Origin of the sequence: Rivularia sp. UHCC 0363 (assembly GCF_034931125.1) — a bacterium.
Classification (GTDB): Bacteria; Cyanobacteriota; Cyanobacteriia; order Cyanobacteriales; family Nostocaceae; genus Rivularia.
Map to the genome: position 1 here is coordinate 1 of NZ_JAYGHM010000109.1, position 12,986 is coordinate 12,986.

The following is a 12,986-nucleotide window of genomic DNA, read 5'->3' on the forward strand; positions in this document are numbered from 1 at the left end:
ACCTTGTCTCCCCATCCCCCCATCCCTCCCGAAACCATCTTTTTTACAAAAACTATGAGCGATCGCCCTGTAAAATTATTGTTAATTGATTCAGACCCCATTTTTAGATTGGGATTACGTCAAACTCTCGAAGAATTATCGGAATTGCAAGTTGTAGCAGAAGCCGAAACTTACACCACTGCGTTGCAAATCTTAGCAGAATTAGCGCAGGTTGACCCCAACCAAGTAAATTTGGTAGTTTTGGAACCAGATAACAATCGTTCCGCAAATCGTCAAGAATTTGGTTTACAGCTAATTAGACAGTTGAAAACTCAGTACCCAAACTTACCTATTTTGCTTTTGTGCCACATTCTCCAACCCGGAATGCTCATAGCTTTAAAAGCTGCGGGAGTAAATGGTTACTGTCCCAAGGGTACACCCGTTTCTGAATTAATCGTTGCTATGCAACAAGTTGCCGAAGGAAATTCCTATTGGACTAATCAACCCGAAGAATTCGGAGAATGGGAAAGTGAAAAAATTGGAAAAATCGAGCGGAACAAAGGTAAATCTCAAAAATCTCAAATCATTCTAGTTAATAAGTTACGCAATAATTTATATGGATCGGGAACTAATTATATTAAAGTTAACTTGGCAGAAGTTACTAGACAACTGCAAATTCCCGGATTAACAGTACTAAACAAAGCTATATTAGCAGGAAGACGAAGGGAACTAATTGCAGCACAATGGTTGCTTGATAATTTAGTAAATTCACCTCAACCGCAACAAGTAGAGACAAATCCTTTTATTGCTTCTACAGAGTTCCCATTACTCACAACAAATAGTATTGTTGTCGCAAACCCTCCAATTAATCCCCTCGCTCCCCCTTTACTTAGTCCCAGAGCTTTACAAGCAACATTACTTGCATCTTGTATTAATAAACTCCAATTTAGCTTACAAAATGTCACCGATATTCCTTTAGAAATAGATATTTTACAAGAAGCGAAGAAACGAGAATTACTTAATTTATTACTACAAAAATTTGCTGACTCTCTCGATGAGTTGCGTACTTCTGAAATACAAATAGAACGATTAGATGAAATTCATTATATTTTGTTATCAGATGTCTGGCAAGCTGCGACAAAAGATTTCTTCGGGACATTCTCGCGGATAAAATTAGAAAATATTGAAGTAGAAATTGTCAATGTGTTACTGCAAGATGCGGCAGTAGTGCAAACAGAAATTTTGAATAAAATTCCTTTAATAACCGAATTATTATCTTATTTAGTATTTCAGACAGAATTATATGTAGATAACACATCTTACTCTCCCGGTAGCTACGAAGCCAACGAACACGCTGCTATGATTTTAGAAAATATGTTAATTCATATTGGTAACGCTGTCATGCAGCCATTATTAAATAGATTAGCAGATGTCGAAGCGATAAAAAAAGATTATTACAGTCGTCAACTAATTTCTACCAGAGAAATCGAACGCTTCAGAAACGATTTATCGTGGAGATATCGCTGGAAAAATTATGTTGGAGAAGCGCAAAAAATATTCGAGAGTCGTTACGAATTATTCGTCTTTGCACCTCGCGGAATAGCCAAAGTATTTGTATACTCACCCCGCAACAACGAACTAGCAGAACTTGGAGGAATCCCCTTAGTAGTAACATTATTACTTGAATTCCGTGATGCAGTCACACCCCGATTACAATCGCTACTATCCTTTTTAGGTAACGGTGTAGTTTTCGTTCTCACCCGCATAGTTGGTAGAGGAGTCGGTTTAATCGTTCGTGGTGTTCTTCAAGGTATCGGTAGCGCTACCTTACCCGAAAGAAAGAGCGGGGAGAGGGGGAGAGGGGGAGATGGGAGGATGGGGTGATGGGGGGATTGGGAGATGGGGTGATGGGGGGATTGGGGGATGGGGTGAGGGGGAGACAAAGAGAAATTTTAATCTCAGGACTTACGCAACTGGCATATTTTCCTTGTAGGGTGCTGTGACACTTCATTAGATTTTGAACGTAGTAATAAGGGTTGTTGTGTCACGCACCACCTGTTACTTATGACAATTGCGGCTATTCCTAAACCTTTGACCTTTGACCTTTAACCTTTAACCTTTGACCTTTGACCTTATTTACCTTTGACCTTTGACCTTTGACCTTTGACCTTTAACCTTTGACTTTTAACCTTTGACCTTTGACCTTTGACCTTTAACCTTTAACCTTTGACCTTTGACCTTTGACCTTTAACCTTTAACCTTTAACCTTTGACCTTATTTACCTGCTGCGTAAAAAGTGAAAAACACTGTCCCAAAAATCTTGTGATTTTCTACTTTCTAATCTTTGCTTTTTCCATTCTGATGCTGTTTGTTCGACTATTTCTGAAAAGCTTGAATAAACTGGTGATAAGTTAGCTAATTTATCAATTTTTATTTTTTCGACAATCGCTAAGGCAATTATATTGATTAATTCTCTGGCTTGTGAACCTAATAAAGCAGCTCCTAAAATTTCACCGTTACGACGAACTATTATTTTACAAATACCTGTAGTTTCATCTGTTAATTGAGCCGATGCTAAGGTTTTGAAATACTGACGCAAAACCAATATTTCATTACCATATAGATTCTCAGCTTGTCTCTGTGTCAACCCAACCTGAGCTAACATTGGTTGAGTCAAAATTCCCCAGGGAATAGCTTGATAATTGATTTCATACCTAGGAAACAACAAAGCGTTTTTAATCGCAATTCTCGCTTCGTAATTAGCAATATTTGGTAAATTATAACCACCGATCGCATCTCCACAAGCGTAAATTCGATGATTGGTAGTTTGGAGCTTTTTATTAACTAGTAAATGACGGGAATTATACTTTACTCCTACAGCAGCTAAATTCAAGGATTCTATAAAAGGTTTTTCGGCAATAGCTACTAATATTTCGTCGGTTTCAATAGCTATATTTCCCGCTTGCAGCCATTTTTTATCTTCAATTAACCGAATCTGAGTAACTGTAGTTTGCGTATAAACTCGGATTCCTTCTACCTCTAACTGTGCTTGTAGCAACCGAGCAATTTCTGGATCGAGGGGAGAAATAATACAAGGACTATTAACTATAAACGTAACCTCATAACCCAAACGCGCTAAAGCTTGAGCCATTTCCACACTTTGAGGTGTACCACCAAGAATTACCCAGCTTTTGGGGGGTGTAGAACTGCCTAGAACCTGCCAAACATTCGTTAAGGTCAAGAACCCCGCTTGATGCAATCCCTCGATTTCTGGTACCGCAGGATGCGAACCCGTAGCCAGTAAAAAATTACGTGCGCTTAACTTACGATTATTAACAACAAAACTTAAATCCGGTGCAGCTTGAAAACAGCCGCTACCAACAATAACATCAACACCTTGAGCCGCCAAAAAAGCCGGTGAAAGCTGTTCTCGAACATTCGCAGCCACAGCAGAACCCCACAGCAGCGCTTTGTCCAAAGATACTTGATATTCCCCATCAGTTGGAGTACAAACACCAAACCGAGTTAAATCATTGACCTTCCGAACAAAATTACTAATCTCCCCAATACCTTGAAGCTGAATCAAATCGTGACGAAGCAGCGGTTCAACCAAAGCAACCTTAGCTCGTTGTCGAACAGCCTTCAAAGCAGCCTCCCGTCCGGCAAGACTACCACCAACGATCGCGATATCGTAATCAACCATAGCAATGAACAATTATCAATTATCAATGATCGATTTCTACACGGATTAAATGGATGACACTGATGACGCTGATTAATAACTCCCAACTCCCAACTCCCAACTCCCAACTCCTAACTCCTAACTCCTAACTCCTAACTCCTAACTCCCTTATCCCTTCCACCAAACGCCGATTCTCCGACTCTAAGCGTACTGCTACCCGAAAATAGCGATCGCCTAATTGGGGAAAACTTAGACAGTCGCGGATCAGGATTTGATGGTGTTGAAGTAATTTCTGCTGTAATTCGGAAGCTGAATGCTTTGAGTGTACTAATAGGAAATTAGCAGCGCCCTTGAGCGGCTGCAAACCGGGGATATCCGCCAAAGCTGTAAATAAATCATTTTTCGCTTTTGGTAGCCATTCCCAGGTCTGCTGCTGAAATTGTTTATCCTCTACAGATGCGATCGCAGCAGCAACGGCGAGGGAATTTACCGCCCAAGGGTCGCGCCAACTTTGCCATTTTTCTAAGCGATCGGGATGAGCAATGGCATACCCCAAGCGCAATCCAGGAATACTGTAAAATTTGGTTAAGGAACGCAATATTACTAAATTAGGATATTCCTGCACCACGTCGATCGCGCTTTGTTGCTCGGAAGGATGCAGAAAATCCATAAAAGCTTCATCCACTACCACTAAAGCAAACTCTTTGAGGTAGGGTAATATTGCATCCCGCGTTAATAATTTCCCCGTAGGATTGTGGGGATTGTTCAACAATAGTCCTTTGTCCTTGGTCGTAACTTGTTTGTCAAGAATCAATGACAAATTGAGGTTAGTTAACGACATAGGAAACTCCAACACCTTAGCGTTGAATGCCCCCAAGGCTCGATTGTAATCGCCAAAGGTTGGAGTTACGAGGACTGTCGCGGCAACCTCTGCTAATTCTCTTCCCGCCCAAGTCAGTAATTCTGCCGAGCCATTACCCGGCATTATCCATTCAGGTGGCAGGTTGTGAAAGCGACCCAGAACTTGTTTTAGTTCGCTGTAATTTGGGTCGGGATAGTGCCGTATATTACCCAACTGGGACACAATAGCCGTTAAAGTACTATCTGGTGGCCCCAAGGGGTTAATACTGGCAGAAAAATCCAGAATAGCATCAGGGGGACAACCAGCTACCGCTGCTGCCCAAGCTAAATTTCCCCCGTGTTTCGGTTGCCGCATCAAAAGGTTTAGTAATTCAAGTTTTACTCTTTTGGGGGAGCAACTCTTTCTCTAAAGAGTTTACCAGCCGAGAAAGCGGGAACTTTCGTTGCTGGGATCTCCATTTTTTCATTGGTTTTGGGGTTGCGTCCTTCGCGGGCTTTGCGTTCGCGAGATTCAAAAGAACCGAATCCTACTAGAGTGACTTTATCACCAGAGGAAACGGCTTCAACGATAGTCTCTAAAGCTGCGCTTAAAACTGCATCGGCTTGCTTCTTGGTGACGCTTGCCTTTTCAGATACAGCATCAACTAATTCACCTTTATTCATGTCAAACTCCGTATCGGTTTACTGTTCACTTGGGTGCAGACACCCCTGATGTATCCTTACTTGCATCCTTTGAAAGGAGATTTGTAAAAGTCTGGCTTTTTGAGTATTTATGCTTAAAAGCGCTGTAACTCCCATCCGCTAGACTTTTCAATGAATCATTCTAAGGTGTTGTAGCCATAAGTGGATACATGAAACGATTATTTTATATAGTTTTCACGATTTTTCATATCCAAAGCCGGATTTTTGTACCGAAAACCTGATTCCCCAAGTCAAAAATGTTTACCAGCAATACCTTGTCACAAGGGTAACAGCCGAAAAAATGCTAGGGAGCAATAGGGGGAGTAAAGCAGCTAGAATAAATAGCTAAAAAGAAGATTATAGAGCCAACACAGTGAATAAATGTTTTTCCAAGAAGCTGATTACAACGAATTTCTTTTCAAAACAAATTTTAAATTTTTTCTATCAATCGCCGATCAATTAAGATTTAAAATTTTTTATCTAATTAATTAAAAAGTAAAGTTTTAGTTATAACTTTTGTAAAGTTCTGTGTTCATTTTATATTTTGCGATCGCTTTGCTTGCACTACGCGATGGCGATCGGGCAGCGAAACTTGTTTTGAACAATATTATTTGTGCAGAGGAAAACATTGAATGGGTTGATTGCATAATCAAAACCTCACCCCGCTTCCCTTACTAAGGAGAGGGGACGGGGGTGAGGTTCCAGTAATTCGTTGTACTTACTCGCTGGTTTGTTCACGAATGTGTGGAGACGTAGCAGTGTGGAGATATCTAGATAGATTTTGGATACCCAACAAATTAATTTGATATATAAATCGGCAACCTCTATGAAAAATGTAGAGACGCGACGTTTAAAGCATCTCTACAAATATGAAATTAGATTATGAAATCCTCGTCGATCAATTCTTGGGCAACTTCAATCCGCCATTCTGCAACATTCTGCGTACTTCCGGACTGGGTTTGTAATTATACCCATAAGAAGAATTTTGCGAGTCATCCATAACTTGAGGTGTCAGTAAGACAATTACCTCGTTACGCTGGTTATTCTTATTTGTACTTCTAAACAGCGAACCAATAATCGGAATATCGCCCAAGATGGGTACTTTTGACACATTCACCCGGTCAGTTTCTTGAATGATACCGCTGAGAACTAATGTCTGACCATCGCGCAAGCGGACTAAACCGGAGTTAAGCGATCGCTCGGATACCAAGAAGATTTGTTGACTGCTACCGTTACCTAAATTAATGCTGGCTGGTGCTTGGGGCGCTTTGACAGTAGGAGCCGCAGATAAAGAAATGAAACCGTTGTCGTCAATTCTGTCAACTTTTACAGCTAGAGTTAAACCCACATTTTCTTTATCAACAGTAACGGTTTCTGTAGAAGCTCCATCACCGCGAGTTATTTCTCTCTTGAAGTTTCCTACTACTTCCTGAGTTAGGTTGACGTTAGCAGTTTGACCTTCTTGAACAATCAAGGTGGGGTCGGTCAAAATCTTAGCGTTACCGTTAGTGACTTGAGTTTGTAAAGAAGCGAGAAAACGTTTGGGGAATTGGAATAAAGAAGGTAAGGCGGTAGTTATTGAACCAACAGCTCCCGGAGTTGTTGCAACTACTCGACTCGCAGGAGTTGTTACCAGACCTGTGGCAGGGTCAATGACAGCGGGAACATCAGTAATGGTTGTAATATTTGGAGTTCCGGCTTGAACATCTGTAATTACCGATTGGAATGGATCTGATAAAACCCCTCTACTCGCTGCGGGAAATAATGCAGAACCTCCGGGTTGGTTTGTTACTATTCGCCCATTATCGGTAACGATTTGACCTACTCCAGTTCCTGGAACAGCTACGGGGTTAGTTGGATCGAGAAAACCCTGCGATCCAGCATAAGGATTTGGAATAACTGTTGGAGTAGTTAAACTATTTGCCGTCTGTGAAGCCGTAGGGGGATTAACACCGCCAAAATTAGCAGCACCCGAACCACCATCAACGCTAAAGAAGTTATCAGCAACTCCAAAAGAGAAGCTAGTTTTAAAGTCTTTTGTTTTTAACAAGTTGACATCAACAATCTTGACGTTAACTGCAACTTGACGACGACGAATATCCAGCTGAGTTAGCTGAGACATCGCGATCTCTATGGTTCTAGGGTCGCCAATTAAGGTAACAGAATTAGTCCGCTCGTCTCCTAAAGCTTGCAAACCTCTAAGTAAAGGTGCAGAGTCTTTAAAATCAATTCGTTGAGTTTCTACTCTGGTTTCTGTAGTAGTTTGAGTCTGGGTAATTGGAGCGGCTCCTGTACCTACAGGGACGGCGCTGACATTAGTAACCTGACGTTCCCGACTGACGGCAGTTTCCGCACCTAACCCGACTAAAAAGTTGAGAGCGACACCGACATCAACCTGATTGAGTCGCAAGCTACGCATCACGGTATCGCGGGTGGAGTTAGGTAATTTTGTACCAACAAAAATAGTCCTACCGCTGCGGTTGGCTTCTAAACCGCTCAAACGCAAAACGTAGTTAAATACATCTTGCACCGGCTCGTTTTCAATATCCAAAGAAATTGTCGGTCCATCGGCTCCACCACCAGCAGCAGGAGCAGCACCTTGTCCAGTTCCACCTCCTGCGGTGTAAGCCAAATTCAAATTAGCAGCCCGCGCTAGCAGTGACAAAACTTCACGTACAGGTGCATCTCTCAGCACCAAACGAGGTACGCGCTGTTCGGTTCCTAAATCGATAACGCTTGGTGAAGCATCAGTATTAGATACTGCAATATCTCCCACCGGGGGAGCAACCGCTCTCGGTAAGAAAGGAGGAGCCTGATTCATCGATTGTCCGGGGCCTGCGGCAGGTGCGGGGGTTCCCTCTAGCTGGAGTTCGGGGTTGGGTGCGGGAGCCGATTGGGCTACTTGGTCATCAGATTGTGGGGGTTGAACTGCGATCGGTTGCGATTCCTCAGATGCCGTCGTACCCGTTCCCGGCATTAAAGTAAAGGTAAGTCCGTTATCTTTTCGCATTACCGGCTTGGTTTCGGGAGCGCTTCCTTGACCAGTTATGACTACTCGGACGCTATTGGCATCAAGTTGAGCGATAGAAACAGAAGCAATTCCATCTGTAGGATTGTCTTGACGGAAGCTGTTACCTTGTGGTATAAGCAACTGAGTATTAATAATATCTGCTACTAAAGCATTACCTCTTTTAGTAGTAAAAACTTGAGGACGAGAGCCATCAGAAGTTTTTAAAACAAGATTTACTCCACCGTCAACTGGATCTAGTTTTACCCCAGTAATTTTTGTAGCTGATTGCGCCCAAACTGGCTGACTTACTAACAATACAGAGACAGCGGTTCCAAATATAAAACTACTACCGTGAAATTGTTTCACAGTTCATTCCTCACTTTAAATATTTTTCTAGAGAACTAATTCAATTCGCAATTCGCAATTCGCAATTCGCAATTAAAGATTGGGCATAGGGCATTGGAGAAGATTAAATTAGTAGCTTTTAATTACTAATTAATTGTTTTTAATTCAAACAGGACTTACAACAATTACAATTTACAGATGGTGCGTGACACTACTTTTCTTATAACCACGTACAAAATTTATCTACATGGTCACACACCCTACAAATAAAATCCGTAACCCCATAACTCCTAACTCCTCACTCTTCACTCCTAACTATTTCTTAACTTCTTCTTTTTTAGCCGCAGCAGCTTCTTGTGGATTCATCGGTACTAAGGCTTCCAACTTGAAATTTGTAGTTATTGGTGTTGGTCCAACTCTGGTCGGTTCTCCTTCTTTTATAGTTTCTGCGAGCAATGTTGATTGATAGTCTTTAACTAACAACAATGGCTGTAAACGTTCTATATTCCGCAGAATTGATTGGGTTTGTTCGTAGGTACCGCTGATAGAAATTTCGGTACTGCTACGTTTAAGTTTTCCGTCAACTGCTGCTCCCAAAGAACCATCAGTTACAGGTTGCGTTCCTTGAGAATCTGGAGTAAATTTTTCTAATTTTGCTTTCACCGCATTCGCACTTAATTGCACATTTCCTGCTTCTACTAAGCGGTTTAAATCTATTAACAAAGTATCCAAGGTTTTTTCGTTAGCAAATACGGCTAATACTTGGGATTGTTGTCTTTTCGCTAGCGCTAACTCTGCTTTGATTTTGTCGATGTTTTGTAAACTAGCTTTTTTTTGCTCAACTTGACCTTCAAGTTCTTGCTGTTTACTTTGTTTCTGTCCAAAGGTTTCCCAAGCTGGCATTACGAAGTTTAAGAGCAGATAAGCCGCTCCTGCAACTCCTAGTAACCCAATTAAAACACCGCTAATTATGGGGGTAAAAGTAATACCAAATATTACGGGATAGGGTGAAGATTCTTCTTCCAATCCACTTTCAAAATTCATCTCTTCACTGTATGTCATTTTTGAATGACTCCCGTTCTTTGCAGACTGCGAATTCTAGCGACTAATCCCACGGTGCCTTTTTGTTCCAATTCACGCATTAATTCCGAAGCAGGAACATCGCTCAGCTTGGATATGATTGTATATTTAACTACTGAAGGAACTTTAACCGTTACTCCTGCTGGAAGCCCTTGAGGTATAGGAGAATCAGCCAATTGTGCCGTGACGATTTTTCCTTCTGCGGATTTGAAAAAGGGAGACTGCTTTAAAGAAAGCAAGAAATCGTTGACATCATTAAAAGACCGAGCAGTACCACTAATTTCGATTCCTCCGGCGCGATTTGGTGCAGACTGACCTTGTGCGACGGTTTCAGGTGGGGTTTGCTTGATACTCTCAATTCGGACAGTCGCGGGAATGCGATCGCGCACTACTTGCAACATTGCCGACCAAGGTTTAATTTGGTCAAAAACGCTGACTAAGGCTTGATTCTCGGATTTAATTGATTCGGTTTGCGCTCTGATCTGTTTAATGTCGCCTATTTTCGCTTCTAGCTGCTGGTTTTCTTGCTCTAATACCGCAATTTTCTCGTCAACATTAGCACTTTGAGCTTGTACAAACCATAAAGCCGTTCCTAACAAAGCCGGAAAAAATACGGCTACGGCAACACCAACATAAATCGGTGTCATACCTCCAACAGGTAGGGATGGTCTATTCTTTTTCTCTCCACCACCTTGGTTCTTAGCACCTGGACGGTCATTGAGAAAGTTAATATCTAAGCTATACATTTCGTTAAACCTCCCGCATTCCTAACCCAAGTACTGTTCCCAACCCAGGACGCTGTACAAAGGGATAATCTTCATCGTCTACCTGTAAAGACAAAGCCTGTACGGGGTCTATTTGGGTAGTAGGTAAACTCAGCCGTTGTGTAAAAAACTCATCTAGCTGTATAAGTCCACCTCCTGGACCTGCAAGTAATATCTGCGCTATCTCCAAATTTTCACTCTGATTCAAGTAGAAATCAATCGAACGACGAAGTTCGTCGGTAAGTTCTCCTAACACTCTCAACATCGCAGCCATACCAGGATTGACCTCAGTAACACCTGTTCTTCCACCTTCCATAGGAGTAGTTGGAATAGTCATTCCTTCTAATAGTTCCATGTCTCTAGATGCAGGTAAATTCATTGCTCTAGACAGAGCTGCTTGCATTTGCTGTGTTCCAATCGGAACGGTGCGGGAAAACTGCGGGACTCCGTTAACAACGATCGCAATTTCCGTACTGTCAAATTCGATATCTACCAGCACCACCGCTTCTTGCGGACTAAACTGCCGTAGCTGGTCGCGGATTGTCCGAATTAGAGAAAAACTACTAATCTCCAAAACATCAACCTGCAATCCAGCTTGTTGAAAAGTACTTACGTAAGTATCGATAATGTCTTTACGAGTTGCAACTAACAAGACCTGTACCTTTTCGATGCCATCCTCATCTACAAAGTACCCCAACTTTTGATAGTCCACATCCGCTTCTTCACGGGGATAAGGTAGATATAAACCAGCTTCATGGTTTAACACCATTTCTCGTAATTCTTTGTCGTCCAACTCTGCGGGTACGGGAATCAGCCGCACAATCGATTCTCGTCCCGGTACCGCAGTTGCAACTCGACTCGCTTTAATTTTGCTTTCCGCAAGTGCCTCTTGGATGAGTTGAGCCATTGTTGGTGGGTCAGTTATTTGACCATCAACAAAAATGCCCTCTGGAACCGGCACTGATGTTAAAACATCCAATTTTAAACCTTGGCGCTGCTTACGTAACTGGGCTACATTCACCCGTTGTGGTGCAAGCTCGATGCCAACCCTGGTTTTAGATTTACCAAACAGACCACTTAAGCCTTTTACCACTGTTTTGCCCGTAGGAATACTAAAAAATCAAAATCCAAATGTTAACTAAAAACTGCTCTTGATATCGGGTAATAGATTTAGTTGTTCAGTTTAAAAATAATCCATAGCGTTTCTTCCACCGATTTTTGATAAAGATTGTAGGACTTACGCAACTGGCATATTTTATTCGTAGGGTGCTGTGACACTTTGCTTGATTTTAACGAAATAATAAGGATTTCGTGTCACGCACCAACCAGGATCTTGTGACAATTGCGTAAGTCCTGGATTGTTTTCTATGGTTATTCAAATTAATTTGTGCAAATAAATAGCTGACTTGATGTTATAGCTAATTTTTGATAACTTAAGTATTTTTTTCTTAACCAAATTAAAATAATTATTCAGTTAGAAAAGCTATCTATTAGCGGTTGTCGGATCAACTAAATCATTACTTAATAGTTAATTTTTCAGCCAATTTATGACTAATTAACCGGAGATTTAGAGTACAAAGATGAATTTGACAAACCGAATCTGAATTTAACCGAGAACAAAATCTTAACAGATACTTTAGTACAGATGCCACTATCAGTTTTAAACAACATAAACACAAAGCAAGTTACTGTTTAATTAGGTAAAAGCCTTACCCGACAAACATTCTATTCCACTTAAAGCAACTACAAATCCAAAACACATAAAACATTATTATGCTTTTGTCAGCGATAAATATGGCATATCCCAACACCTCATCATGCAGTTAATTAGTTATAACATCGATTAATTAAAACAATTATGTATCATAAATGTACTCAGTGCTTACACTGGATTAATAAATATACCGCAAAGATTGAAGAAAACTTCCAGTCAGTATGTTTGACTATAGGACTTTGTAATTATGAAATTTTCAAATAGATATTGTAAATATGTTAGTAATTTCTCGGACTTCTTATCGCTAATTAATCCAAACTGATTATTAAGCAATTAAAAAAAAATCAACTAAGGAAAATCATTTGTTTACAATTTTTTATCTATTAATGGGAAGCTAAGTAATTTTACCTGTATAAGGGAGTAGGGAATGGGGAGCAGGGAATAGGAAATTTCTAATTACTACAGATTGACGTATCCATCTTGTATCCGAATTATAGGTGAGTTCGACCTTTGTTGAGAAGTTGGGTTTTTAGAATAAGTATCTATAACACGCACAACGAGTAGTATAAAAACCCGACTTCTGGTTATTGAAGCGCGTTCCATATTAATCATGATATGAATTGGGATTTAAAAAATGGGTACTTTATTTACGCAGTGCTGTACTAGTGGTCGATCGCATTAGGTATGAAGGGTTATGGATGGGTAAAACATTCGTAGTGCGTTCACGAAGTGCGAGCTTCTAGCTCGCTCGTTACAATCAGCCAGCTAAAAGCAATCAGCCAGCTAAAAGCAATCAGCCAGCGAGCTAAAAGCAACCAGCCAGCTGGCTAAAAGCAACCAGCGAGTCAGCTAAAAGCAACCAGCGAGCGA

Annotated in this window: 9 protein-coding genes; 2 read left to right on the forward strand and 7 right to left on the reverse strand. The window is 41.0% G+C overall.

The features are described from left to right. Positions 1-54 precede the first annotated feature (54 nt). Entirely contained in the window at positions 55-1,863 is a 1,809-nt protein-coding gene (locus VB797_RS33350; protein ID WP_323242097.1) for a DUF3685 domain-containing protein, read from the forward strand. A gap of 394 nt (positions 1,864-2,257) precedes the next feature. Here the strand turns inward: VB797_RS33350 and VB797_RS33355 are convergent, their stop codons facing one another. The 3 genes from VB797_RS33355 to VB797_RS33365 form a co-directional block, all read right to left on the reverse strand. Beyond that, the gene (locus tag VB797_RS33355; protein ID WP_323242089.1) at positions 2,258-3,682 is read right to left on the reverse strand and encodes an NAD(P)/FAD-dependent oxidoreductase; all 1,425 of its coding nucleotides are present in this window, start codon (positions 3,680-3,682) and stop codon (positions 2,258-2,260) included. 124 nt (positions 3,683-3,806) lie between these two features. After that, on the reverse strand, positions 3,807-4,877 hold the full coding sequence (gene cobD / locus VB797_RS33360; protein ID WP_323242090.1) for a threonine-phosphate decarboxylase CobD: 1,071 nt from the start codon (positions 4,875-4,877) through the stop codon (positions 3,807-3,809). Positions 4,878-4,900: 23 nt separating this feature from the next. Beyond that, positions 4,901-5,185 carry an HU family DNA-binding protein gene (locus tag VB797_RS33365; protein WP_193925038.1) on the reverse strand — a complete coding sequence of 95 codons (285 nt, stop codon included), beginning with the start codon at positions 5,183-5,185 and terminating at the stop codon, positions 4,901-4,903. A 546-nt stretch (positions 5,186-5,731) separates the two neighbouring features. Here VB797_RS33365 and VB797_RS33370 point away from each other — a divergent pair. Then, positions 5,732-5,881: a hypothetical protein gene (locus VB797_RS33370; RefSeq protein WP_323242091.1), complete on the forward strand. Its 150-nt coding sequence runs from the start codon at positions 5,732-5,734 to the stop codon at positions 5,879-5,881. Positions 5,882-6,101: 220 nt separating this feature from the next. Here VB797_RS33370 and VB797_RS33375 read toward each other — a convergent pair whose 3' ends face one another. The 4 genes from VB797_RS33375 to VB797_RS33390 all read right to left on the reverse strand — a co-directional run bounded on the left by VB797_RS33375 (position 6,102) and on the right by VB797_RS33390 (position 11,495). After that, entirely contained in the window at positions 6,102-8,579 is a 2,478-nt protein-coding gene (locus tag VB797_RS33375; RefSeq protein WP_323242092.1) for an AMIN domain-containing protein, read from the reverse strand. A gap of 294 nt (positions 8,580-8,873) precedes the next feature. Continuing rightward, positions 8,874-9,620: a pilus assembly protein PilO gene (locus VB797_RS33380; RefSeq protein WP_323242093.1), complete on the reverse strand. Its 747-nt coding sequence runs from the start codon at positions 9,618-9,620 to the stop codon at positions 8,874-8,876. After that, on the reverse strand, positions 9,617-10,384 hold the full coding sequence (locus VB797_RS33385) for a PilN domain-containing protein (RefSeq protein ID WP_323242094.1): 768 nt from the start codon (positions 10,382-10,384) through the stop codon (positions 9,617-9,619). The genes VB797_RS33380 and VB797_RS33385 overlap by 4 nt, the downstream gene beginning before the upstream one ends. Before the next feature lie 4 nt (positions 10,385-10,388). Further along, complete coding sequence (locus tag VB797_RS33390; RefSeq protein WP_323242095.1) at positions 10,389-11,495, reverse strand: type IV pilus biogenesis protein PilM; 1,107 nt, start codon at positions 11,493-11,495, stop codon at positions 10,389-10,391. Positions 11,496-12,986 lie beyond the last annotated feature (1,491 nt).